Annotated in this window: 18 protein-coding genes; 7 read left to right on the forward strand and 11 right to left on the reverse strand. The window is 49.4% G+C overall.

What is annotated here, in order from left to right; genetic code table 11:
* Nucleotides 1-302 precede the first annotated feature (302 nt).
* Entirely contained in the window at nt 303-1,820 is a 1,518-nt protein-coding gene (locus ACI77B_RS09365; protein ID WP_409336568.1) for a hypothetical protein, read from the forward strand.
* A gap of 54 nt (nt 1,821-1,874) precedes the next feature.
* On the opposite strand, the gene ACI77B_RS09370 is transcribed toward ACI77B_RS09365, so the two are convergent.
* The 3 genes from ACI77B_RS09370 to ACI77B_RS09380 form a co-directional block, all read right to left on the reverse strand.
* Nucleotides 1,875-3,206, reverse strand: coding sequence for an acetyl-CoA hydrolase/transferase family protein (locus tag ACI77B_RS09370; protein ID WP_409336569.1), 1,332 nt, complete (start codon nt 3,204-3,206; stop codon nt 1,875-1,877).
* A 26-nt stretch (nt 3,207-3,232) separates the two neighbouring features.
* Nucleotides 3,233-3,529: a hypothetical protein gene (locus tag ACI77B_RS09375; RefSeq protein ID WP_409336570.1), complete on the reverse strand. Its 297-nt coding sequence runs from the start codon at nt 3,527-3,529 to the stop codon at nt 3,233-3,235.
* A gap of 265 nt (nt 3,530-3,794) precedes the next feature.
* Nucleotides 3,795-5,276 (reverse strand): alanine/glycine:cation symporter family protein, encoded by a 1,482-nt coding sequence (locus ACI77B_RS09380; RefSeq protein WP_409336571.1) that lies wholly within the window; start codon nt 5,274-5,276, stop codon nt 3,795-3,797.
* A gap of 757 nt (nt 5,277-6,033) precedes the next feature.
* Between ACI77B_RS09380 and ACI77B_RS09385 the strand changes: the two genes are divergently transcribed.
* Nucleotides 6,034-6,984, forward strand: coding sequence for an AEC family transporter (locus ACI77B_RS09385; protein ID WP_409336572.1), 951 nt, complete (start codon nt 6,034-6,036; stop codon nt 6,982-6,984).
* Between the two features lie 266 nt (nt 6,985-7,250).
* Here ACI77B_RS09385 and ACI77B_RS09390 read toward each other — a convergent pair whose 3' ends face one another.
* The 3 genes from ACI77B_RS09390 to ACI77B_RS09400 form a co-directional block, all read right to left on the reverse strand.
* Complete coding sequence (locus ACI77B_RS09390; protein ID WP_409336573.1) at nt 7,251-9,059, reverse strand: ABC-F family ATP-binding cassette domain-containing protein; 1,809 nt, start codon at nt 9,057-9,059, stop codon at nt 7,251-7,253.
* 208 nt (nt 9,060-9,267) lie between these two features.
* Complete coding sequence (locus ACI77B_RS09395) at nt 9,268-10,032, reverse strand: sulfite exporter TauE/SafE family protein (RefSeq protein ID WP_409336574.1); 765 nt, start codon at nt 10,030-10,032, stop codon at nt 9,268-9,270.
* On the reverse strand, nt 10,032-11,429 hold the full coding sequence (locus ACI77B_RS09400) for a dicarboxylate/amino acid:cation symporter (RefSeq protein WP_409336575.1): 1,398 nt from the start codon (nt 11,427-11,429) through the stop codon (nt 10,032-10,034). The genes ACI77B_RS09395 and ACI77B_RS09400 overlap by 1 nt, the downstream gene beginning before the upstream one ends.
* Before the next feature lie 1,159 nt (nt 11,430-12,588).
* Here ACI77B_RS09400 and ACI77B_RS09405 point away from each other — a divergent pair.
* The 5 genes from ACI77B_RS09405 to ACI77B_RS09425 all read left to right on the forward strand — a co-directional run bounded on the left by ACI77B_RS09405 (nt 12,589) and on the right by ACI77B_RS09425 (nt 17,579).
* The gene (locus tag ACI77B_RS09405; RefSeq protein WP_409336576.1) at nt 12,589-13,581 is read left to right on the forward strand and encodes a hypothetical protein; all 993 of its coding nucleotides are present in this window, start codon (nt 12,589-12,591) and stop codon (nt 13,579-13,581) included.
* Between the two features lie 326 nt (nt 13,582-13,907).
* Nucleotides 13,908-14,375, forward strand: coding sequence for a hypothetical protein (locus ACI77B_RS09410; protein ID WP_409336577.1), 468 nt, complete (start codon nt 13,908-13,910; stop codon nt 14,373-14,375).
* Between the two features lie 469 nt (nt 14,376-14,844).
* Nucleotides 14,845-16,026, forward strand: coding sequence for a toxic anion resistance protein (locus ACI77B_RS09415; protein ID WP_409336578.1), 1,182 nt, complete (start codon nt 14,845-14,847; stop codon nt 16,024-16,026).
* Entirely contained in the window at nt 16,019-16,900 is an 882-nt protein-coding gene (locus ACI77B_RS09420; RefSeq protein ID WP_409336579.1) for a 5-bromo-4-chloroindolyl phosphate hydrolysis family protein, read from the forward strand. The genes ACI77B_RS09415 and ACI77B_RS09420 overlap by 8 nt, the downstream gene beginning before the upstream one ends.
* 64 nt (nt 16,901-16,964) lie before the next feature.
* A complete protein-coding gene (locus ACI77B_RS09425; RefSeq protein ID WP_409336580.1) occupies nt 16,965-17,579 on the forward strand; it encodes a TM2 domain-containing protein in 615 nt (204 codons plus the stop codon).
* Nucleotides 17,580-17,812: 233 nt separating this feature from the next.
* On the opposite strand, the gene ACI77B_RS09430 is transcribed toward ACI77B_RS09425, so the two are convergent.
* The 5 genes from ACI77B_RS09430 to ACI77B_RS09450 all read right to left on the reverse strand — a co-directional run bounded on the left by ACI77B_RS09430 (nt 17,813) and on the right by ACI77B_RS09450 (nt 24,654).
* On the reverse strand, nt 17,813-18,310 hold the full coding sequence (locus tag ACI77B_RS09430; RefSeq protein ID WP_409336581.1) for a nitroreductase family protein: 498 nt from the start codon (nt 18,308-18,310) through the stop codon (nt 17,813-17,815).
* Nucleotides 18,311-18,705: 395 nt separating this feature from the next.
* Nucleotides 18,706-21,099, reverse strand: coding sequence for a M64 family metallopeptidase (locus tag ACI77B_RS09435; protein WP_409336582.1), 2,394 nt, complete (start codon nt 21,097-21,099; stop codon nt 18,706-18,708).
* A gap of 738 nt (nt 21,100-21,837) precedes the next feature.
* Complete coding sequence (locus tag ACI77B_RS09440; protein WP_409336583.1) at nt 21,838-22,836, reverse strand: GGDEF domain-containing protein; 999 nt, start codon at nt 22,834-22,836, stop codon at nt 21,838-21,840.
* A gap of 313 nt (nt 22,837-23,149) precedes the next feature.
* Nucleotides 23,150-24,427 carry a HipA domain-containing protein gene (locus ACI77B_RS09445; RefSeq protein WP_409336584.1) on the reverse strand — a complete coding sequence of 426 codons (1,278 nt, stop codon included), beginning with the start codon at nt 24,425-24,427 and terminating at the stop codon, nt 23,150-23,152.
* Nucleotides 24,424-24,654 (reverse strand): helix-turn-helix domain-containing protein, encoded by a 231-nt coding sequence (locus tag ACI77B_RS09450; protein ID WP_178264612.1) that lies wholly within the window; start codon nt 24,652-24,654, stop codon nt 24,424-24,426. Before ACI77B_RS09450 ends, ACI77B_RS09445 begins: the two co-directional genes overlap by 4 nt.
* Between the last annotated feature and the right edge of the window lie 186 nt (nt 24,655-24,840).

Genomic DNA, 24,840 nt, shown 5'->3' on the forward strand with positions numbered 1-24,840 from the left:
TACGCTCCGAAAATTCATTATTTTCTTTTCTGTATACAATACCGGATCAAACAGAATGCAAAACTGCTTTCACGCACCTCTGTCTGGAATGATTATATTATAACAAATCAGAAAATTTATTGCAACAAGCACTCAATGCACACGATCTTGTACATTCCCGTGATTCCGTGAAACTTTGATGAAATCCCCCTCCTAGATTGAAATCTCTCTGTTATCTATGATATGATTAAACAGATACTGCATGAACTGCAGAAGATGTATGACAACACGGTGATTCACCCCGTGTTCTGGAGGCATAATTTATGAAGTTAAAATCCATTCTGAGCGGCGCCGCAGCGCTTTCGCTATGCTGCGCACTCATATTTACAACATCCGCATGCGAACCGAGGACGCAGGCAGCCGCACAGCAGTCCGCAAGTTCCGGAAGCAAGACGGAAAGTTCAGAGCAGACCAGAAACACAGCTGCATCTGCAACTACACTGGCACAGAAACTTTCTGCATATGAAATCGAGCTGCAGGATTCAACCAAGGCATTCAGCTCCAATTCCGGAATCCGCAATTACCTGAAAATCTGGGCATCGTCCCGCGATATTGCCTGCACGACCGATTCCGGCGGGAATGTCATCATGACCAGAGCCAGCTCCAAGGACTATCAGAAGGCGGCACCGACAATCATTATCTGCCCGTATGATGCGCAGCAGGAATCTCAGGGAATTTCCCCGATCGCATCGGCGCTCTACATTATGAATAACAACCAGTCGACCGGAAAACTGACCGTCATTTTCACGCAGGAAAAGGGCCATCAGTTCGTTGGAATCAAGAAGCTGGATAAATCCCTGATTACAGACAAGTCCCGGGTTTTCTACCTGAATGGAACAGACAAGGGCCAGTTTTCACTGAAGGCTGCATCCAGCATGCTGATGCAGTTCTCGCATAAGCTGAAATACACCAAACCGGAATATTCCCTGACCTATCAGGTGACCATCCATGGTCTGGACAGAGGACAGGCAAACTCCGGAATCAGCGATAACACCAACGCGATTCTCCGTATCAAAGAGCTGCTGGAATACATGAAAGGCGCCAACATCGGCTACAACATCGCTTCCATTCAGGGCGGCAGCAATGATGGGCTCTCTCCTGGTTCCTGTACGGTAACGTTTACCGTTGACCCGAACCGCCAGGATAAGTTCATCACCCACATGGACAATGTCACCGAGCGTTTCAACGCTGACCGCGCACATGAACACCCGGGAGCAACCTATCTGTATAAGAAAGTCACGACACCGTCTCAGGTCATCGACACAGACAGTGCACAGACCCTTCTCGCCTTCATGTACACGCTGATGAACGGTATGTATACAGATAATAAAATCCGCAACAACAACCTGTCTGATGATCCGTATTCTCTGAACTGTGTCACCTACATCAAGACCGATCCGGAGAAATTCACCATCAACTCGGTTTCCAACAGTCTTCTGGACAGCGATCAGACAGAGATCCACAAGGCACAGAAGAAACTGGCAGGACTGACCGGAACATCCGCAAAGGTCATCAGCACATCCCCGATGTGGACCGGCGATGAAGACGATAACTTCGTGTCCGATGTTTCCACCGCCTATAAGAAATATAACAATGCTGCGCTGAGATACAGCGATTCCTATGCTTCCACCGGCGCCGGATACATCCAGAAGATGAATCCGAAGGCATCGATCGTGGTTCTGAACATGAACGACAGTGTACTGGAAGCCTGCACCGGAACGATCATCGACTATCTGATCACCTCCGTATCCGGCCACAGTGACAGCCTGATGAGCAAATAAGCCCGCAGTTACGGATCCAGTAATTTATAACATGTATGAAAAAAGGCCTGCTTTTTATAGCAGACCTTTTTCTTTTGCCTGATCGGTCAGAATTTCTCTGAACTTTGGATGTGCCAGCCCGATCATCGCCCGCACCCGGTCTTTCATCCCCAGATGCTTCAGATTCACACATCCATATTCCGTCACGACGTATTCCACATCCGCCCGTGGTGTGGTAACCATCGTTCCCGGAAGAAAATCCGCCTTGATGTGGCTGTGCATTTCCCCATTCTTTTCAAACGTAGAAGAAAGCGCGATAAAAGACCGGCCTCCCTTTGACATCTGAGATCCGATCACAAAATCCAGCTGCCCTCCGACGGAACTGTACTGTTTTCCGCCGATATTGTCCGCCACGACCTGCCCCGTCAGATCCACCGCCAGTGCCGTATTCACCGAGACCATATTGTCATTCTTTGCAATGACCAGGGGGTTGTTGACCACCGCTGAAGGCGCCATATAAATATCTTCATTTCCATCCAGAAAATCATACAGTTCCTGCGTTCCCATAACGAAGCCTGCCGCAGATTTTCCCTTCCAGAAATTCTTTTCCTGATTCGTGACGTTTCCGTTTTTCATCAGTTCCATCATAGAATTTCCCAGCATTTCCGAATGAATGCCAAGGTCATTTCTTTTCTTCAGACCATAACCGACCGCACTGGCAACTCCGCCGATTCCTAGCTGAATACAGTCACCATCATGGATTTCATCCACCAGAAAATCGGAAATCTTATTCAGCACATCTGACGGCGGAAGATCCGGCATCTGCAGCAGTGGATCATGCACTTCCACAATCGCATCCGCCTGCTCTGCCCTCAGCTTGTTTTCCATGCCGTTCAGCCGCGGCACGCAGTCATTCACCTGGAACACAACCCTGTCCGCACATTCCAGCACATAGGGGTCCGCCACCAGCCCCGACGCGCCGTAACGCATATCTCCAAACTCATCCGGAGCAGAGACTTCCAGAAATGCCACATCCGGTTTTCCGACAAATTTTACCCAGTCAGAGGTCTGACTGAGATGAAAACTGGTATAGTCCGCGCGGTCAGAAGCTGACGCGCGGCGCTCCTGCGGCCCCATATAGTAAGTTTCCACATGAAAAACATCACTGTCAGGATCCATGACGTCAAGAGGACGGGAAGCATTGGAACTCAGAATGGTAATATCCTTTAGTTCGTCTTTTCTCTTCCCGAGCGCCTCTGCCAGCCGGTAGGCAACCGACGTACAGGTTCCTATGTAGACCCGGTCCCCATTCCGGACTATTCTCACAGCCTCTTCCGGGGTCATGAGCTTCTTCTCATACTCTGCCTTCCACGGCCTGTTTTCCTTAATAGTATTTGTGTTTTTCACCGCCGATTCTTCCTTTCCCGAAACTTTTACAGAATATTCCCCTGCTTGTCGGTGATAATATATCCTTCCCTGCCCGGATCTTCTTCTGCATCCTTTAAAATATCGTAAAGCTCATCCTCATCTTCAGCAAGATCCTGCCAGAGCGCTCCGATATTGTTAAAGCCGCAGATATTATATTTACAGGACTGCGTGTACTTCCTGGTGACACTCTGAAGACGTTCCTGAAGCTCAGCTTTCTGCTTTTCATTTAAAGGAAAATAGCTCTGATTCTGCTGATACAGCCATAATGACCGGTTATCCATGATTTCTCCGCTCCCTTTCATCTGTAATTACTGTTTATTCTTGATAACATTTTAACACAAAGCCCGGCGTTTGTCAGAGGGTCTCCGCGGCTCCGGATCAGCATCTGCGTCCCGAAGCTCCATCCACGACAAATCAGAAAAAAGGAGCTGCTGTCCCGGGTTATTTTCATAACTTCGTGCAGCAAGCCCCTTTGTAAAATGATCGGAGTCCAGGAGTATGTAAAGATGTATTTCACATCCGATTCCTGTTCTTGCGAATATATTTTTTGTCTGAAACAGAGTATTCCTATTCCGCAGCTCTTTCTTTGGTGCGGACGTTCTGAATTCCTCCTTCTTCCTGTGCCCAGCTCTGCAGGTTCTCTGTCGTGCAGTTCGGATGTCCGGAGAAGAAGTCCTTCAACAGACGGATGACTTCCGGAGACAGCGCCAGTACGGCGATCAGGTTCGGAACAGCCATCATGGCGTTCAGTGTGTCTGCAACGGTCCATGCTACAGACAGCTTCATGGTTGCACCGACAACGATGAAGATGATGAAGATAATCTGATATGGCTTGATGACCTTGGTGGACTTAAACAGGAACTCTGCGCAGCGCGTTCCGTACAGTGCCCAGCTCAGGACTGTGGAGAACGCGAACATGGCGATGCAGGTTGCGATGATGATTGCCGCGAGTTTTCCGCCGAATGTCGTGGAGAATGCGGAAATCGTCAGGTCTGTTCCTGCGGATTTTCCATAGAATCCGACTGCCTTTCCGGATACCAGGACTGCCAATGCGGTCATAGTGCAGATGACGATGGTATCTGCGAATACTTCGAATGCTCCGAAGAATCCCTGACGGATCGGATGATCGGTATCTGCTGCTGCATGAGCGATCGGGGCAGAACCAAGTCCTGCTTCATTGGAGAATACTCCACGGCCGATTCCGGCTCTCATAACGGTCATGATCACTGTTCCTGCCATTCCTCCGCCGATTGCCTCAGGATTGAATGCTCCTACGAAAATATCGTGGAAAACGGATCCGAGCATAGGAACGTGGGTGAAGATAACAACCAGAGCTGTTACGATGTAGACAATCGCCATTACCGGAACCAGCTTCTCTGTGGTTGCTCCGATTCGGTTCAGTCCGCCGAACAGAACCAGTGCGGTGAGAATCGCGATTACGATTCCGATGATCAGGTAAATCATCTGCAGATTCTGCTTCATTGCCGGGTTAAACTCGGTAAAAATTGTTCCGATGGATGTCGCGATGGTGTTGACCTGTGTCATGTTTCCAATTCCAAACGCCGCGATCATCGCAAACAGTGCAAACAGTGTGCCGAGCCAGGTCCAGTGTTTTCCCATACCATTCTTAATATAGTACATCGGACCGCCGACCCAGTCGCCCTTATCGTTCTTTTCACGATAACGGACAGAGAGCGTAACCTCAGTGAACTTGGTGCACATTCCGAAGAGTGCGGAAATCCACATCCAGAAAACGGCTCCCGGGCCGCCGAGCGCAATCGCTCCGGTAACACCGGCGATATTTCCTGTACCTACAGTACCCGCAAGGGCTGTAGTCATTGCCTGGACCGGGGAAAGGGAACCTTCCTTAACCTCTGTCTTGGTGAACAGCTTTCCAACGGTTTCTTTCATGATGAGTCCGAATTTACGGAACTGAAGTCCTCTGGTTCTGCAGGTCAGGAAAATTCCTGTTCCTACCAGCAGGATCAGCATGACCGGTCCCCACATAAACCCGTTCAGGATATCTATGAAGTTTTCAAAGCCTTTCATAATTTCACTCCTCTCCTATAAGGATCTTTTTTCAGCATTTCCTCCATAATTTCGAATGAAGATTTTATTCAATATATTGAATATACTGCGATAAATTTCACCCCTGATTCAGATTATTTCGATAGCTGAGGGTGCATCATTCTGTTTTTCATCAGTCATCCGTGCGCCCGCTATCGATGTAAAATTACTAATCCCGATTTATCGCTCAATCATTTTGTTGACCTTATTATAACACACATGCATATATTTTCACAATACCTGCAAATCATTATATAACATTTTCTATGTAGAAATTATTTTCACTCACTTTCCAAATATTAATTTCGTCAATGTCCATTCAAATTCCAACGTTTCTAAAATTGACTATCCTTTATCAATAAAAACATAAGCAATATTTGTGTAAATATTCACTTTGACTAAAAAATATTTTTAAATTTTTCCCCGATAATTTGCGAAAATCGATGAAAATTTCTTCATTTTTCTGTATTTTCTACATTAACGCGTTAAAGCATTACTTTCGTATGCAGGCGCACAAAACAGCAGGCTCTTTTCTGTGCATAGTGACTGCAGCAGCAGAATGCCGCATAATGGGAATCTTCTTGCTTTCTATATTTTGTCCCCTCTGTCAGAGCCGGCAAAATTATGATAAACTGATGAGTAGAATTCTGCAGCAGAAAGCGGACGCATGGCTGCCGGGCTCAGCATTCCGAAAGGACGGATCACCGTCCGACAATATATATGAGGAGAATTCAGAACTATGCTGATAGTATTTATTAAAGTATTCACAATATTTGCGATGACTGGCGCCGGATATGCGGCGAACAAGCTGCACGTGCTGCCGGACGAGAGTGCCGCCCCACTCACAAGTCTTCTGATCAATATTTCCACACCCTGCCTGATTATCAGCTCCATGGGCGGAACGCAGCTGACGGCGCAGACGCTGCGGGACACGATCAGCGTTCTGGTGGTTTCCGCCTGCGTGATGTTCATCACCGGACTGATATCCATTGTCATCGTAAAGATACTCCGCTGGAAGCCTCTGGAAGACCAGGGCTGCGTTATGGCGATCATGACCTCAATCAATACGGGATTTCTGGGTTTTCCGGTCGCAAAAGCCGTGTTCGGAAATAAGATCTTTTATCTGTTCGTCATCCAGAACATTGTCCTGAATTTCTACATGTACAGCGGACTGATCATCCAGCTGAACTACGGCCAGAAGTCGAAACTCAGCGGAAAAGCCATGCTTCGCGCCATGTGCACCATGCCGATGTTCGCGACAATCGCAGGATGCGTCATTCTTTTTGCGCGGATCCGGCTCCCGCAGCCGGTCATGACCTTCTTCAGCACCATGGGAGACATGACCATTCCCCTGTCCATGGTTCTGGTGGGCGTTCTCCTGGGCAAAAGCCACCTGGCAAGGCTCATCACGAATAAAAAGCTGGTCATCGTCTGTCTCCTGGCCGATCTCTTCATGCCGGCCATTTCCTTTCCAATGGTCAACTGGCTTCCGATCTCCGCCGCCGCAAAACTCACCTGCATCTACGCGGAAGCCTTCCCTTGCGCCGTCATCACTGCGGCAATTGCAGCACAGCAGCATAAAAACGCGCAGCTTCTTTCCGAAGGAATCGCCCTGTCGACCTTCTTTTCTCTCGGAACTCTGCCTCTCGTGACGGCAGTCCTGATGCACATTTACGGCGGACTGATATAAGGAAGGAAACGAAAAAGGCTCCGCCGCTTCCCTCTTTTCAGGGGCTGCGGCAGGGCCTTTTTTCATTGTCTGTTTGTCAGACGGCAGCAGGTTTTGTCTGTTCGCAAGACACTTTAACATCCTGGAAGGCCAGCATCATATTTTTTCAGCAGCGGGAACGATAGACCGTATTTTAATTCCGTAAACCGCATTCTATATATCTGTATTCTCCTCTGGCAGCTGCCGGGAAACAGAAAACACTCTCATCCGGGATTTCCAGAGACGGTTTATACAAGTTCGCCTCTCTCAATTCTCTCCGCCAGCTCATTCAGATATTCCCAGCGCTCCATCTTTTCATCCAGTTTCCGGTCAACTTCTTCCTTTTCTTTCGCGAGATCAGCAAGTTTCAGTGCTTCTGAAGAGTGGGCTTCCATTTCTTTTTCAAGATCAGAGGATTTCTGCTCCAGGGCGGCGATGTCATCGTCGATGCTTTCGTATTCCTGTTTTTCCCGGTAGGAGAATTTCAGGCGCTGCTTTTCATGGCGGCGTGAGCCAGAAGAGCCGGAATTCCCTTGCCGGGTGGATTTTGTCCCTGAAGAGGACTGCGCGGCCTGCGCCTCCCTGGCCTCTTTCTCATTCATGTACTTGCTGTAGCCGCCGGTGTACTGCCGGATATGGCCGCCTTCCTCAAAGGCAAAAGTCTTCACCACAAGGCGGTCCAGGAAGTAGCGGTCATGGGAAACGATGATCACGGCTCCCGGAAAATCGTCCAGATAGTCTTCCAGGACCGTCAGCGTGTCGATGTCCAGATCATTGGTCGGCTCGTCCAGAATCAGGACGTTCGGTGCCTGCATAAGTACCGACAAAAGATAGAGCCTGCGTTTCTCTCCACCGGAGAGTTTTCCGATCTTCACAGAATGCATATAGGACGGGAAAAGAAAGCGCTCCAGCATCTGCGACGCAGAGAGATAGCCGTCCTTCGTGTGCACATTGCGCGCGATATCCTCAATGTACTTAATGATCCGCATGTCCGGATCCATATGCTCCGACTCCTGTGAAAAATAACCGATCTTCACGGTTTCTCCGATATCAATCGACCCCTCGTCCGGCTGAATCAGTCCCATGATTATCTTCAGCAGCGTCGTCTTTCCGCAGCCGTTGTTTCCGACGATGCCGATACGGTCATTGCGGAGAATATTGTAACTGAAATCATTGATGTACTGCACGCCGTCAAAGGCCTTGCTGATGTGATTAATTTCAATGACCTTCTTCCCCAGACGCGAGGACAGGGTCCCGATCTCAAGATGCGGATCCTCAAAGGTCTGTTTGGCATCCTTAATCTGCTGGAAGCGCTGCACGCGGCTCCTGGACTTGGTCGTGCGGGCCGGCGCCGTCCAGCGGATCCACCTGAGTTCCTTGCGGTACAGATTCGCACGCTTGCGCTCATTCGCCTTGGCCAGCTCCAGCCGCTCCTGCTTGGCCACCAGATAGGCCTCATAATTTCCCTCATATGAAACAAGCCGGCCCTTCTCAATCTCACAGATGTGGTCCGTCACACGCTCCAGAAAATACCGGTCATGCGTGATCATAAATACCGCGCCCTTATACTCCGCCAGCTGCTCCTCCAGCCACTCAATAATCTGATTGTCCATGTGGTTGGTCGGCTCATCCAGGATCAGAAGATTGGTGTCACTGCAGAGAACCGCTGCCAGCGCGACCCGCTTTCTCTGCCCTCCCGACAGCTCCTTCATCTTTTTTTCATAATCGCCCATGCCGACCCTGGTCAGAAGCGACTTCACTACATACTCCTCCACATTTCCCCGGACATCCGCCAGGGCCTGCTGAAGCACCGTCTTCTCTGGATCATAGGGCGGATTCTGCGGAAGATAGCCCGTTCTGAGCTCGTTATTCCGGATAATCTCCCCGCCGTCCTCATCCATCACACCGGCGATAATCTGCAGCAGCGTCGACTTCCCGCTCCCATTCACCCCGACCAGGCCGATCTTATCCCCTTCATTGATGCTCAGATCCACATCCTCCAGCAGCTGCTTCTCCGAAAAGCTCTTCTTTATATGTTTAGCCGTCAATAATACCATTGATTATGCTCCATCCTTCCTATTCGACAAAACGAAGTCCAGCAAGATGGTACCATCTGGACCGAAGAAATGCAAATGGCAGATGATATCCATGTATTCACAGATACCATCCGCCATCTGAAAATATATTCGTGCGGAAACTCTCAGCCCCGGTCAGTTCATAAGCTGCGAGGACAGAAAGGAAAACGGTTAAGCGTCCGCTTTCCGTTTAGACAGACTCCATGATCAGTCGGATGAAGAGAATGACCAGGACAGCCAGAAGCAGCGGTCTTACGATCTTCCCGCCTTTCTTCATCACAAGGCCCGATCCGATGTAATTTCCTGCCATGTTGCAGACGGCACCGGCAAGTCCCAGTGGCAGCAGTACTTTTCCACTCAAAAGGAACAGCGTAAGCGCTGTCAGGTTGGTCGTCAGATTGATTGCCTTCGCCTGCGCATTTGCTGCCTCAACCGAAAGATGCGCAAAAACTGTGAAGGCGATGATGAGAAAGCTTCCCGTTCCCGGCCCGTAAAGCCCGTCGTAGATTCCGATGAGAAAGGCAGCGGTCATGGAGACGGTCACGGTCCTTATCGTCACTGCCGCCGTTTTCCCGCCTTCTCTGCTGAACATCTTTTTATTCAGGACAAAGAAGGCCGCAACCGGAAGCACACAGATAATGATATTCCGGAGAATATTCTCATCCAGAGACATCGAAATGCGGGCCCCCAGTGAGGAACCCGCAATGGCCGCGAGAATGGATGGAACGGCAAGCTTCAGGTTAATCAAATTATTTTTCATAAACCGCACGGTCGTGAGTGCCGTTCCACAGGTCGACGACAGCTTGTTGGTCGCTACCGCCGTGTGCGGCGGAAGCCCCGCAAGGAGGTAGACCGGCATGGAGATCAGGCCGCCTCCTCCTGCAATAGAATCCACAAAGCCCGCAAGGAACAGAAACGGGCAGACGAGGAGAAACATAAAAGGCGTCAGTGTCACTACTTCTCTCCCTTCACTGCGTCATTCTCAGATGAAACATCATCCGCTGGATTTTCAGCCGAAACTTCCGGTGTATCTCCGAGTGCCTCTTCCACAGAGGATGCTTTTTCAGCTTCTTCCTTATCCAGTTTTTCCACGGTTTCTTCAACGTCAGCCCCTTTCGGTGTACTCCAGGATGCAATCTTATTGCGCAGAAGGTGTGAGACGATGACCGTGCAGGATGCGTCGCCCGTGATATTCACCGTCGTTCTGCCCATGTCGAAGATACGGTCGATGCCCGCGACAAGTGCAATTCCCTGCACCGGAAGACCGACAGACTGAAGAACCATTGCCAGCATAACCATGCCGGAACCCGGAACACCCGCTGTTCCGATCGACGCCAGCGTTGCCGTGATGACGATGGTAATCATCTGCGCGAATGTCAGATGAATGCCATAGCAGGCCGCAATGAAGATGGAGCAGACACCCTGATAAATAGCGGTTCCATCCATATTGATCGTGGCACCGAGCGGCAGAACGAAGGAAGATACCTCCTTTGGAACACCGAGCTTCTCCGTGCACTCCATGTTGAGCGGCAGAGTACCAACTGATGACGCCGACGAGAACGCAAACAGAATTGCCGGAAGCATGCCCTTAAAGAACTTCACAGGATTCATTCCGCCAAGCGTTCTCACAGCAAGAGAATAGACAATGAGCGCGTGCGCGATGTAGCCAAGATATGCAACGAGAAGGACCATCGCCAGCGATCCGAGAATCTTCGCACCGTTTTCTGCGATAACCGGGCAGAGCAGGCAGAAGACGCCGATCGGCGAAAGCCGGAGAATCATCTCCATAGCCTTCATGAAAATATCGTTGCATACATCAACTGCATGTACCGCCGGTTCCGCCTTCTTTCCGACCAGAATGATCGCAAAGCCGAGAATCAGCGCCATCACGATGACCTGCAGCATATTCGATTCATAGATTGGTGCGAGGAAGTTGCTCGGGAATACATTAACCAGCGTATCCATCGGAGACACACTGCTGCCAGCCTTGTATTTCAGATTCGAGACGGACAGCACCGGAAAATATCTCTGAAAACTGTTCGCAAGGAACAGGCCGATCGCCGTCGCGAATGCGGTCGTGCACATATAGTAAACCAGCGTGGTCCCGCCGATTGCGCCTACTTTCCGGATATCTTTCATCGAAACGACACCAGCCATGATCGAAAACAGGACGATCGGCCCGACGATGAATTTAATCAGATTCAGGAATATAGTTCCAAACGGTGTGATATAAGTATTTGCGAATTTCGCATACGGCTGTATCAAAAGACCGACAACAATTGCAATGACAAGCGCGATAAAGATCTGCCCCGCAAGCGGCATCGGCTTCCTATTCTTCTTAGCCTTCTTCATAAATTACCCCTTTCCTTTTAGCATTGCCCAACAAACAAAGCCCCATTGCTTTGTCAAATAGTAACAGTATACAAGCTGAGAGGGAATGCGTCAACACCGGATGGGATGCAGTTCCCCTTCCAGAAAAACGGATCTGCGCAAATGAGTAAATTGGCAACGGGAGTTTATGTATATTGTATACTGCATATTCCCAGCCATCTGTCGAGATGCACTTCCCTCCGGGTTTCGGGCTTTCATCCCTTCGGGAAAGATGGCGATGACAAGGGGCGGCAACCTTCCAGGTACACGCAAGTGCAACGCCTGTAAAAGTCCCTCCGGGAAAGCTGATATGTGCAAATGAATGAATGGATAAGAGGGGTATGAGAAAACGAGCCGCACAGGTATACTGTATACCGTGCATTTCAACACGTCTATAGTGATGCACTTCCCTCCGGGTTTCGGGCTTTCATCCCTTCGGGAAAGCCAGTATCAGAAGGCAGGCTCTCGAGATTTATCTGCTGGGGCTCGAGAGCCTTCTTTTTTTCAAAATGTGAGATTTCCGGGGTTTTATGTCTGGAACCCGGAAATCTTCTCTTTTCCAGAATGTGGCTTCCGAAGATTCTGACTGCTGAAGCTCGGAAGCCTTTTTATCTTATCGGTACGTTCCCGAGCGGTTCATAACAGAAGGGCTCGGGAATCGGATTCTTTTCATATGAATTCCCGAGACCGTTGATTTCCTTCTCGGGAATTCTGCTGTTTTACATGTGTTTCCCGAGGTATCTCTACAGCTCTTTCTCGGGAAACACTCTCTTTTCTTGTGAATTCCCGAGACCGTTGATTTCCTTCTCGGGAATTCTGCTGTTTTACATGTGTTTCCCGAGGTATCTCCACAGCTCTTTCTCGGGAAACGCCCTCCTTTCTTATGAATTCCCGAGGGCTCTGATTTCCTTCTCGGGAATTCTGATGTTTTATATGTGTTTCCCGAGGTATCTCTACAGCTCTTTCTCGGGAAACGCCCTCCTTTCTTGTGAATTCCCGAGGGCTCTGAATTTTTTCTCGGGATTTCTGCCGTTTACATGTGTTTCCCGAGGTATCTCTACAGCTCTTTCTCGGGAAACGCCCTCCTTTCTTGTGAATTCCCGAGGGCTCTGAATTTTTTCTCGGGATTTCTGCCGTTTACATGTGTTTCCCGAGCTTTCTCTTGTATCACCTTGCTATATCAAAACATTCGCTCTTTTACCCGGAGTGCATTATTTTCCAAATTTACTTGATATTGCTGATATTACTATTTATGCTAATAAAAATGCCACATACTTATACATATTATTCAAAAGCCAAGAAGGAGCATACGATGCAATTTGTTGATATCATCCAGAGAGAATTAGAAAAAAATACCCAGCGTCTTAAACGTTTCCAGCAAGAAATCCGAAGACGCAGTTCATATGATAATTTCAGTTTAGATGTAAAATGCGAAAAAAATTACGATTATTATACTGTCTATTTTCCCGATCCGAAAGATCACGGTAAACGCCACAAACGTTACGTCGGCCGCCATGAACCTGAACTCGTACGCCAGATTCAGACCCACTATTTTCTGTCGCAGTCCATTAAAAAAACAGAATCAAACATCAAGCTCCTTGATAAAGTCGCAGCGGGCTATGAGGAGCTGGACATCAATACCCCGGAGAAATGGCCGAAGGCATATCGCAGTCTTCCTGCGGAATGTTTTGAAATTGCGGGCATTCCGAATTTCAGTGTCTGGGAAAACAAATATCAGAAAACACATCACATTGGTGAATACCGCTATCCGGAGCACCTGAAGCAGAAGACTGAGGATGGCGGGCTGGTGCGTTCTAAGTCGGAAGCTTTCATCTATAATAGTCTCTGCAGAGAGAACATTCCTTTTGTCTATGAACTGCCATGGACTTTTAACGGGATCTCCATGGAACCGGATTTTACCATATTATCACGAAAATCCGGCCAGCTGATCATCTGGGAGCATCTGGGGCTGCTGACATCGCAGGAATATGTCAGGCAGACACAGTGGAAGCTTCGACTTTACCTTAATTCTGGCTTTATGCTTGGAGATAAGCTGATTATGACGGCTGACTCCCCGGAGAACGGTGTCGACACCAGTGAAATTCAGGAGATAATAAAAGAGTATTTCCTGTAACAGGGACCGTTTCGCCAATAACGCTGTTGAAGGAAACGAAAACCCTGTCTTTTCCGCGGCCCGGTCTGATCCGGATATTAGGCTTCCACGTTCTGAATCTGGATATGGTGCACTGCCCTGCCGCGGCGCAGATATGAAACAGCGCCTGGATCAGTTTATCCTGCATCCCGCCGCAGAAAGCAGCTGGTTCACGGATAATCTCCTTCATTGATCAGTTTGCCGTAATGCCAGAGAAAAATTGTAATTACCAGAATTCATCTTCTGTTCATGATTTCACAACAATACTATGATATGATTTCATTCAATAGAGAGGGGGGATCATTCCTATGCGTTCAAACAGATATTCAGCAAGGAAACGTCATCCGGTCAGAAAACTCATCATCACGCTTTTGATTATCGTGGTGGCCGCGGGGTGCGTCAAGGTATTCCTTTGGGATAATATAATGGATAAAATTTCAGCGAAAACATACTCGCAGGCGGTCCAGAGTTCATCTTCAGGAACGGGAAGCTCCAGCCAGAGTACAACAGGCAGCAGCGGAAATTCTGGCAGTTCCTCTGTCAGCACTTCGAACGCGGCGCAGGCTGCTGAAAACGTCTATAATAACATGTCCAGCGCTGATAAAGCCAGGGTCAGAAGCATCATCATCAAACATGCTTCACCATCCAATATTGCCAAAGTATACGGCTATGTGAAGAATAATGATACTTCCGGGCTGATGCAGTTCGCAGAGCAGAATCTGACTGACAGCGAAAAGCAGGAACTCTACCAGCTTTACGAGAAATATAACAAATAGCACCTTGCAAGGGGCAGCCTGCCGCAGCGCAGCTGCCCTTCTTTTTGTCCAATGCGAGGCTGTCATCCTCTGCCAAGGGCCTCTGCCCGCTTCTTAGGCGGCCGTCCGTCACCGAAAGCCCCGCCCTTTCTGAAAGTTCCCTTAAAATCTATATTGCAGTCTTTCCTCTCTTTCGAATCAAAGGTATAATGGATAATAAGTATGACATCGAACACACGCCTGCAATCATGAAAAGCAAGAAGACAGCGTAAATGCACGGCATATAACGGATACTGGCTGCGCTGAGGCTCTCCCTGACCGCGCACTTATGCGTGATCTGCCAGCCGGCTCTGCTGAAATTGATGCAGGTCAGACGGTATGCCGGCATTTTATCCATGCAGCAGAGAGAATGCCAAAGAAACGACACACGAAAAGTCAGCACGAACTTACGCATACCGTATATTGTTAATGAAAAAGAAAGGACAGAATTATGGAAAACTCACCACAGGATAAGACGCCGATGCCGACTCTGACCCTGGATCCGGATGCGGCAGAGTCGCAGATGCAGGCAGACCCGTTCGGATCTTTCGGTGTTCAGAATCAGCAGAAAGCTGCGGCGCCGCAGTTCACACCGGAAGAACAGAAGCAGATTAACGCCTTTGCCTCTCAGATTGATCTGAACAATTCTACGCAGATTCTGAATTACGGCTCCGCGGCGCAGAAGAAGTCCGTCAAGTTCTCCGACGCGGCGCTGAAAAGCGTCAGAACCAAGGATTTTGGCGAGATCGGTGACCTGCTCACAACGATGACGGTGGAGATCAAGAACCTGGATCAGGAGGAAAAAGGCGGAATCCGCGGCTTTTTCCAGAAGAAGAAAAACAAGGTTGAAATTATCCGTGCACGCTATGCGAACACGGAAGAAAACATGAACAAGGTTGTCGACGCGCTGGAGAACCACCAGTACACTCTGCTGAAGGACATCGCCATGCTAGACAAGCTTTACGACCAGAATCAGGTCTATTTCAAGGAGCTTTCCATGTACATTGCCGCAGGACAGCAGAAACTGGAACAGGTCCGCGCGGTGGATCTTCCGCAGCTCCAGCAGAAGGCGGCTGCAACGAATCTTCAGGAAGACGTCCAGGCGGTCAATGACCTGGCTGCCATGTGCACGAGGTTTGAGAAGAAAATCCACGACCTTGAACTGACCCGCACCATATCTCTTCAGACCGCGCCGCAGATCCGCCTGGTGCAGAACGATGACTCGATCATGGCGGAGAAGATCCAGTCGGCGATCCTGAACACCATTCCGCTCTGGAAGAACCAGATGGTCCTGGCTCTGGGTGTCCAGCACGCCAACCAGGCCGCAAAGGCGGAGAAAATGGTCACGGACGCGACAAACGATATGCTGCGGAAGAATGCCGACATGCTGAAGCAGACTACGGTCATGGCGGCAGAGGCCAATGAACGCAGCATTATCGATATTGACACGCTGAAGCACACCAACGAGGCCCTCCTCTCCACGATCGACGAGGTTCTCCGCATCCAGGAGGAAGGCCAGCAGCGCAGAAAATCCGCGGAAGCCGAACTCGTTCAGATCGAACAGGAGCTGAAAGACAAACTCCTGGAGAGTGGCAGCCGCATCAGCACCGGAAGGAACGCAACTCATGAATAACAATAATAATAAGAACGGCAGAAAGATCCGCTTTGGCGACATCATTCTGATCCTCATCCTGTACGGAATTGGCGAGGAGGCCTTCAACAGCAAGGCAGTCGGCGCAATTTTCGCCCTTGCTGCGGCATGTTTTGTCATCTTCACGACGAGAAACCGCATACAGAGACAAAATCCGCCTGCCAAGACTGCAGCTTCCTATCATACGGTAAACACGAATAAAGACGAGGAAAAAATCGACCGTCTCTACCGCATGTACAGTTCCGTCATCGACCAGTACCACAGCACCCCTCTTCCTATGTTCACCGCCCATCTCGGCATGGACAGGAAGGAGGTCCTGAGGGATCTGAACACCCTGATCAGCCGCGGCCGCTTCCAGAGAGCCCACATCGAATACGATGAAAACGCCTTTGTGGTCGATGAGTATACGAAAGAACGCGGCACCCAGGAAGAGCGCGACTCCCTCAGCTCGGACCTTGCACAGAAAAAATCTGATCTGGTCAAGCTCGCCGCTTCAGCCGCAGAGGCCGCACAGACAGAAGAAATCCGGAAAACCATCGAGGGCATCGGCGCCTCAGCTTCTGCAATTCTGGATAAAACGGCAGAAACTCCGGAACTCGCAGAAACAGATACCCGCAGATTTCTGCACTTTTACCTGCCGAAAACCATGGAGTGTCTGATGAATTATCAGCATCTCCTGCAGATCACAAATCCTGACGACCAGGAGCTTTCCGCGAAGCAGGAAACCGAATCCGCACTGAAGACGATCGCCGAATCGTTTGAGCGCCTTCTGAAGTCACTTTCTTCCGAAGATATTTTCGAGATGAGCGCCCAGGCACAGGCGCTGAAACAGATGCTGGATAATGATGCGTTTTAATCAGAGCTGACAGCAGGTTTTCTGCGACAAAGCCACATTTTTTCTGAAAAAGGAGAAGAACATTATGGGTAAAATACTGAGAATTGAAGACGGTAAAGTCTCCATCGGCATGGACAGCGGCGAAATCATTACGATTCCGATCGCTGCAGTAAGCTACATGGGACCGCAGATCGGCGACCGGGTGCGGGTCTTCCACTCTGGAACTGGTAATGAGTTCATTGCTGCCCGCGTTGAAGAGAATGCAGATTCAACAGGGACTGCCGGTTCATATGGATCCACAAACACAAATACTTACAGCGATCCATCTGAAGCCGCTTCTTCTGCCTCTTCTTATGAATACGGAAACGGATCCTATTACGGAAATGCTGCCGGTAGGGCTCAGGAAAATCGCGGATATTATGAGAATAACTATAGCTATAACCCGGATTATAATTCGGCGGACATCAAAACCTACAACAAGCATCTGTTTGTCTGGCTATTCACTTTCCTGCTTGGAGAATTGGGAATCGACCGCTTCCTCAGAGGACAGGTCGGGCTGGGCATTCTAAAGTTGCTGACCGGCGGCGGATGCGGAATCTGGTGGTTTGTTGATTTTATCATCGGGCTCATAAAAGCTTACGGCGGGGCATACGGGAACACGCAGGACCTTGTTTTTATCAACGGAGACTATGAACGGTAACAGGCTATTATAAAGTCAGAAGGGATTCCGGAATTGATGATTCAGTTCCGGAATCCCTTCTTTACCTTGGCAGGCATATTCACCTGCCCTTATGCATCGCGCTTTTTATTAACTTATTAATAGTGATAGATTACCTTTACCAGAGTGCCGCCTGCCGGAAGAACATCACCATTGGAGATAATATCTGCAGTGCCATATCCATAGGAGGCGTTAGAAACGATTCCGATCCAGCCCTACTCCACGATATGCACGCGCTTCTCATCAAAACGGCTGACGCGCGGGCGGTCTTCTGCCGGGTATCCAACCGGGAACAACGCAAACGGCTCCAGATTGTCCGGAAGATTCAGGACTTCGCGGACGCCCTGCATTCTCTCCGGAACCGGTGCGATGGCGAGCCATACGCCGCCGAGACCCAGGTGATCGGCTTCCAGCCACATGTTTTCCTGAGCAATTGCGGAATCGATCTGTACCATGGACGGGAACATTACACCTTCTGTCCGGTAAGCAGAGACGATCACAAGCGGTGCTCCTGCGGCACAGCCCGCATAAGGACTGGTCTTCGAGAGTTTCTGAATGATATCTTTATTCGTGACAACATAGTATTCCCACGGCTGCTGGTTTCCCGCACTCGGTGCCTGCATAGCCGCTTCCAGCAGCTTCTGGATTTTCTCCTTCTCTATCGGCTTATCTTCATATTTTCTGATGCTGATACGGTGAAAAATACTTTCCATGGTCTTTACCTCCGTAAATATATTTCTGTACAATGATTTTCACAGTTTCTGATTAACCAATCAACATACTATTTATACCTCTGTTATGCAGACCGTTAACACCTCTCGTAGTTTCACTTTGAAATATAATCCTGTATTTTGAAATTTCTCTTCAGGACGGCTGATTCCGGATGCTGATCCCATGAAACAGCATCCCTCACCGAGAATAAGAAGAAGTTCACCCTTCCACGATGATGAAGCGTCGGATGGTTAACCGGGAAACATATTATCCTCAGACGAACAGGCAAAAATAAAGGTGCCCCGAAAGTGGAACACCTTTATGACATTGAACATTCTCTGATTTCTGCCTCCCGCCCAAGGCATGGACGGAAATGCGATTTATCGGAGAACTCTCCTTATTTGATTGTAAACTCGAGCTGGCCTCTTGTGAGCGGTACCTGATAATCACTTCCGCGGAAGGAAATCGTCTTATACTCCTTGCCGCTGTCCGGAATGATTTCGGCCTTTGCCAGATAGGTGCCGGCCTCGCTCGGTGCGGAATCGAGCTTGGTAGTCTTTCCGTTCTCGACCTTGTAGTAGGTCATGGTGTAGGTCAGACCAGAGACTTCCTCACCCTCGATATAGGTATGGAAGTATTTCGACATGTCGACGGCCTTTCCGTCAGACTTGACTTCGGATCCTGCCGGGTCAGCCGTGATGATCGGATAGCCTTCATAGTACAGCTCTTTCAGAAGCGCGGTTCTCTGTGCGGATTTCTCGCTGTCTGTCTTTGCCTCATAACCTTCGGATTTGCCGGTCAGGTAGTTCAGCAGTTCTTTTGCCGCGTACTTCTTTCCGCTTTCTCCGAGTCCTGTGTAGATGGTGTTGCTGGAAACCGTGCCTTCCTTAACGTTCTTATCGTTAACGATGACGATGGACGCCTTGTAGTATGCGGTGACTCCGTAGTAGGACAGATAAACCGCCGAATCCGTGGAATTGTCTGTCGGCACGATCTTTCCGTTAGAATCATAGCTCAGCTTATAGTAGCTGTCGCCTGCCGTGCTTCCGATTCCGGATTTATTGGACTCTGCCTCAATGGAGGTGAAGTTGAAGAATACCTTCGTCTCCCTGAACGGATCCTGACTAGTGATGTAGGACGCGTATTCCTTTGCGAGCTTTTCAAATTCGCCCTGCTCGGAACGTGTGAAGCCCTCACCCTGAATCACGATCGTCTTATTGTTATAGTACGGAGCTGCGCCCCAGTAAACATCAGAATCGTTATTGTCCACGATGCTTGTCGTCTTGAAGGTGATCTTGAAAGACGCGGTTTTCTCTGCAATCTTTTTCTTTGTCTTCTTATCGTAGGCAGTGACCTTTACGGTGTAGCTTCCCGGCACAACCGGTGCCTTCGTGGACTTTACGGTCTGCGGAGTTCCGGACTTGGTGCGCTGGATCGTTCCTGTCCAGGAGGTCTTCGTCGTGTACGGCTTGCTGTATTTTACCTTGATGCCGACTTTCGCTGCTTTTCCGTCATAAACCTTGTCCTTTGCCGAGAGGGTAATCAGGTTCGGATATTCGATCTTGTACTTCGTCTTCATAGAGCAGGCCATATAGGTCTTATTGCCCTTGAATACGGCCTTGATCGTATATGTGCCGTGCTTGTACGGAATACCTTTGACTTTCTTTCCCTTGGAATTATAATAGGTCAAAGTCAGATTCTTTCCGAGCTTGTCGCCGGTGGTCTCATGCTTTCCTCTTCTGAGGATGAAGTACTTCTTCATGTCCGTGCCCTTGGACTTCTGATAGAAGGTCTTGGCATATGGCTGATAGAAGATCTTGGTTACGTTGGAGTTCTGGCTGAACGCCTTGCGCAGCTGCTCTTTGCAGACATCGCAGAATGGATACTGCGCGCCCAGGTACTGCATCTTACAGTTCTTAGACGGGTGGTACCAGCCGTCTCCGCCGTTGTCATACTCGTAAACGCCGATGCCGTCCTTTCCGATGAACTTCTTCCACTTTACCTTCTTCGGATCAGAAATCTTGGTCATGTTCGGATATTCATAGGCGTACTGTGGTCCTGCCCAGTACTCATCCGCGAGTTTTCCGATTGTATGACCAAGCTCATGCAGCATCATTTCCAGCGAAGAATCGTTCAGCGAAGCCACGCAGTAATCGCCGTCTCCACCGCTTCCGCCGTATACCTCAGAATTGACCATGACCAGTTCAAAGTCCGCGTTTCCGTTCAGGTAGTTCTGCTTCAGCGCTTTTACCTTAGCGGCACCGCTTTCCGGAAGCGTGACCAGACGCTGCATTCCCGTACTCCAGTAGGTCGCGCCGAAATAGGTGCTTCTGTTATCCTTTTTCGCTTCATCCACCGTCTGCGCATCCGCGCCCTGTGCGCCAGAATCTTTAGAAATCGTAAATAATGCGTAGAACTTAATCGAGTCCTTATACTCGCTGTACGGTGCAGTCTTCATCATATACTTTGCCGTCGCCTTTGCATTGTCGTAGAATTTCTGCTCATCCGACTTGGTGAACCCGTCTCCCAGAATCAGAAATACCAGCGCATCCTTATCCGCGAGCTTCTTTGCCGACTTGTCGCAGTACACCAACTTCGGATCGTGTGGGACCAAGCTCTTATCAATCTTGGTGCTTGCCGCAGTCGCCGTCTTTACCGCAGTCGCCGGTGCATCCGTCTTGGTGCTGTCTGCATAGGCCAGATCCACTGAGGACAAAAAGCACATCGATGACGCGGTCAGCAAGGATATTCCCAGAACTGCCGCTCTTCCTTTCCATGATTTTACAACCATCTCTCTTTCCTTTCCTGCGCCCGGCTGCGCATTATTCAGAAAATTCACTTTCTGACAGCATTCAATACCGCCCATCCGCTGCAGCATCATCTGAATATAAAGTACATCAGCGGCCTGCAGGCCGTTCCGTTTCTTCGGAAACACTGCTGCAGCGCCATTCTGCATTCTTTCCTGTTTTCTGTCTGCCGATTAATTCCAGAAAACGCGGCCCAGACGCATATTCCTATAACATTACCGTTTCCGCATGTTCACCAGAATACACATTATTCTCTCAAGCATCTCCCGGAAGAATCATACGCACATACGATTACACGCCCAAAGAAAAATATTTCAGCAGCCTCGCAGAATCGTGCAGGACTGCCCTCTTTTTCCTCTGAACATGCATTTCCATGAGCTCATCATAGCACAGATGTGAATAGACTTTCAATATTTTATAGAATTATTTTCTGAAATTTATTGTTTTTCCCAATCTACACATAATTGACAATATATAAGCTTCACAGGTATGGGAACATAAGAAGAAATTTCTTTTCACTCTCACCTGAATGAGAAGAAGCCGCTGAAGTAAGTCATTTTCCATAACTTACTGCAGCAGCTTCTCCACATATTATATTTCTGTTTCATACAGCCATAAGTTCTGCCATTTAGTACCGTTGAAAATCCCCACTTCCCAGGATTTCCAGCCGGTACAGACATTCCGCCGGGAAAAGTCAGTCTTCTCAGCTTTACCATAAGCAGTTATCTGTCTTGCTCATCGTTTTTGTCCCGGCTCATCTGGTGCATTTCTCTCTTCATGATGTACATCTCATGATCCGCGCGGATCACGGCTTCTTCAATCCGCTCTCCCTGCTCCAGCTTCACCATGCCGTAGGCAAAATCCAGGGGAAAATTACCGTATGCCGCGTCACAATTCGGTTCTTTACGAAGGTCTTCAAGGATCGGTTTAGTCATTTCCGGCTGCAGATCCGACAGGAGCACAAATTCATCTCCGCCGGTCCGGTACAGCCGCCCGGAATTCTGCAGCCTGTCTTTCAGCGTCTGCGCGAAGGCAAGCAGATAGGCATCTCCACACTGATGTCCCCGTGCATCGTTATAGCGTTTTAACTGGTTCATATCGAACACAGCGACGGCCTTCACCTTATTTCTGCCAAACTGCGGCCGCTTCAGGTATTCCAGATAGGAGCTCCGGTTCGCGATGCCGGTAACCACATCCGTCTTTTCATACAGGTTCTTCACCGCAAAATACAGCAGAAGATAGGCCAGCATCAGACTGTCCCAGGTCGTGGAAATATCAATTTCCACCAGTTCTGCGATCTGCCCCAGGGTTACGATACCGATGACAAACGCAACCAGGACATGGTCCTGCCGGTCAACGGGAAAATTCACTCTGCAGAAATCCATCAGAAGACAGGAAAAATAGAGCAGTTCCCCTATGGACAAAGCGGCGTTCATCGGCAGAATCACCATATTCAGATCCTTATCATGATAGAACAGGAAGTGATAGCGGATGTTGAAAGCTGGAAAAATAACATAAAAAAGAAACATCAGGACCGCCAGATATTTTCTCCACGGCTGCCAGCATCTGCGCCCCATATGCAGTAAATTAATGTAGACGACCGGTACCAGCATATAGCAGATCGAAGTCAGGATCGTAAGTAAATGCCGCTGAAATCCATTTGGAAGAGAAAATGACATATAGATGATCTGCCAGAACTGATCCAGCAGGAGAATAACCATTAATGGAATTCCCGCACGAAAATAAGCTGTCCGCGTTTTTTATCGATTCCTCCACGAATATACAGACAGCACCAGACATATATGATCAGAACAACATCCATGATATCGGAAAATACAAGCATATAAAGACATCCTTTCCCCCTTGCCTTATCGCATGTTTATTTTACCATACCCAATTTTCGATGTCTATTTGACCGTCATTATGAATAAACTGTACAATTTTCGTTACATATAGCACACTTTATGCAGACTCGGGATTTTTTCCGGCCGGGACAGACGGATTTCCGGGAACAATTCCCTGATCGGGTCCGGTCTATCCATCTTTTCTGACTGCCCTTTCGATGCTTTCTTTGATCATCCCGCTGTCCGGAAAGCCCTGCGCCTTCAGCTCTTCTGCGGCCTTGTTCAGAGCTGCCGGAAACTTCTTTTTCAGGCGGGTGTATTCTCTTCTGACCAAAGTTTTCCCTATGCCCATGTCATCTGCCGCGTCCAGAAAGGACTGTTTATTGATCTTGCACCATTCTTTTTGTCCCCCAATGGATATCGCCATCTCCGAGGTGCTTTCCTTATACACCAGGGTGCAGATCACGTCGTAGGCGGGTGCCAGGCGGATGGTCCGCAGGTCCGGGCTGTACAGGAGGGAGAGATTCTTGATGTGGTTGTCGGTATTTCCGATGAGGTCGTCAAAAATCAAAAGATCAAGGAGGCGAAGTTCGTCTTTCAACGGGTTGGTCGAGACGTCACGCAGGAGACGGAAAATCTTCCGCAGATAGTTCTCCCCGTCCGGTTCGTACTTTCTGGTCGACGGAATGCCGAGTGCCTGGGCCATGTCCTCCTGATGAAGACGCAGCGGGCAGGGCAGACCGTTCAGCATTTCCGCAGAGCGGACGATCATCCGGTCGTAGCGCTTCGATGCCAGAAGCACCCCGGAATCCCTGAAGCCTCCCGTATTGATGATAAAACTGTCCACCACCGGAATGCCCAGATAATGCGCCGTCCGCAGCGACAGCTGCTCGTTCTCCACGATGTTCTGAAGGCGTACGTGACTCTGCTTGACGATGTGCGTGCTCGCCGCCGTTCCGATCGGCTGGTACCAGGTCTTTTCCGGCTCATGATAATAGAGGCCGGCCTTCCCCGACGCACCAGTCAGAGAAAGATGCGACGCCACCACCAGACTCACCGACCGCGTAGAACCCTCCTCCGCAAGCCGCCTGACCTGCTCCATCGAAAGCCGCCGGTACTGCGCCGTTCCGTCATCCGGCTCATCCGCGTTCAGAATCTGCAGCGCGCCCAGACACTCCTTTCCCAGGCCCGCCAGAATCGACAGATAATCCTCTTCATCCACATGCATCCATTGGGCAACGCTCCTGCGCGTAAATCCCTCCGGCAGCAGCCCCTCAAAAAACGTTCTCGTGGCCTCCGGTGAAAACGGCTCACTCTGCAGCGGCAGACTCACCGAAACCGGCACACTCCGTCCGCCTTCGCAGTATTCCGGCGCATAAGAAAAGGAGGCATCCGCCTGGTCCTTTCCTTCAATCGTACCGACAAACTGCCTCTTTCCTTCGATTTCCAAATATACATTCAGTGTCATTGCTCGTATTCACCCCTCGGCTCCACCGTCAGATTCATGCCGAGGATCATCGCGACCGAAATCGCCTTCTCCAGCTCAATCGTCTTCTTACCGTTCTCCAGATCAGACAGGAAACTCACACTCAGCCCCGTAAAATCCGATATGAAGGACTGCGTGTAACCCAGTTCCTTGCGTCTTCTGCGAATTGCCATTCCGAACGTTTCTGCATCTGTGATATTATTCTTCATAAATACATTCACCTCTAGAGCCGCAGCAGATTGCGCCTTTTCCGGTCCACTTGATGATTCCAAGCCGGCCTTCAAGCCGATTTGATCTTAACTTTACAAAAGACGTATGCTCCGCCCATCCGCTTCGCCGTACGGCTAAATTTCATCTTGTTTTATTATAATTTCGCCGTACGGCTAAGTCAAGGG

Origin of the sequence: Eubacterium sp. F2 (assembly GCF_046244355.1) — a bacterium.
Lineage (GTDB): Bacteria > Bacillota > Clostridia > Peptostreptococcales > Anaerovoracaceae > Aminicella.

Excerpts from the sequence above, each read along its gene's own strand:
- ACI77B_RS09365 (WP_409336568.1), top strand. The coding sequence starts at position 303 with ATGAAGTTAAAATCCATTCTGAGCGGCGCCGCAGCGCTTTCGCTATGC.
- ACI77B_RS09375 (WP_409336570.1), bottom strand. The coding sequence starts at position 3,529 with ATGAAAGGGAGCGGAGAAATCATGGATAACCGGTCATTATGGCTGTAT.
- ACI77B_RS09380 (WP_409336571.1), bottom strand. The coding sequence starts at position 5,276 with ATGAAAGGCTTTGAAAACTTCATAGATATCCTGAACGGGTTTATGTGG.
- ACI77B_RS09385 (WP_409336572.1), top strand. The coding sequence starts at position 6,034 with ATGCTGATAGTATTTATTAAAGTATTCACAATATTTGCGATGACTGGC.
- ACI77B_RS09390 (WP_409336573.1), bottom strand. The coding sequence starts at position 9,059 with ATGGTATTATTGACGGCTAAACATATAAAGAAGAGCTTTTCGGAGAAG.
- ACI77B_RS09400 (WP_409336575.1), bottom strand. The coding sequence starts at position 11,429 with ATGAAGAAGGCTAAGAAGAATAGGAAGCCGATGCCGCTTGCGGGGCAG.
- ACI77B_RS09405 (WP_409336576.1), top strand. The coding sequence starts at position 12,589 with ATGTGTTTCCCGAGCTTTCTCTTGTATCACCTTGCTATATCAAAACAT.
- ACI77B_RS09410 (WP_409336577.1), top strand. The coding sequence starts at position 13,908 with ATGCGTTCAAACAGATATTCAGCAAGGAAACGTCATCCGGTCAGAAAA.
- ACI77B_RS09415 (WP_409336578.1), top strand. The coding sequence starts at position 14,845 with ATGGAAAACTCACCACAGGATAAGACGCCGATGCCGACTCTGACCCTG.
- ACI77B_RS09420 (WP_409336579.1), top strand. The coding sequence starts at position 16,019 with ATGAATAACAATAATAATAAGAACGGCAGAAAGATCCGCTTTGGCGAC.
- ACI77B_RS09425 (WP_409336580.1), top strand. The coding sequence starts at position 16,965 with ATGGGTAAAATACTGAGAATTGAAGACGGTAAAGTCTCCATCGGCATG.
- ACI77B_RS09430 (WP_409336581.1), bottom strand. The coding sequence starts at position 18,310 with ATGGAAAGTATTTTTCACCGTATCAGCATCAGAAAATATGAAGATAAG.
- ACI77B_RS09435 (WP_409336582.1), bottom strand. The coding sequence starts at position 21,099 with ATGGTTGTAAAATCATGGAAAGGAAGAGCGGCAGTTCTGGGAATATCC.
- ACI77B_RS09440 (WP_409336583.1), bottom strand. The coding sequence starts at position 22,836 with ATGGTTATTCTCCTGCTGGATCAGTTCTGGCAGATCATCTATATGTCA.
- ACI77B_RS09445 (WP_409336584.1), bottom strand. The coding sequence starts at position 24,427 with ATGACACTGAATGTATATTTGGAAATCGAAGGAAAGAGGCAGTTTGTC.
- ACI77B_RS09450 (WP_178264612.1), bottom strand. The coding sequence starts at position 24,654 with ATGAAGAATAATATCACAGATGCAGAAACGTTCGGAATGGCAATTCGC.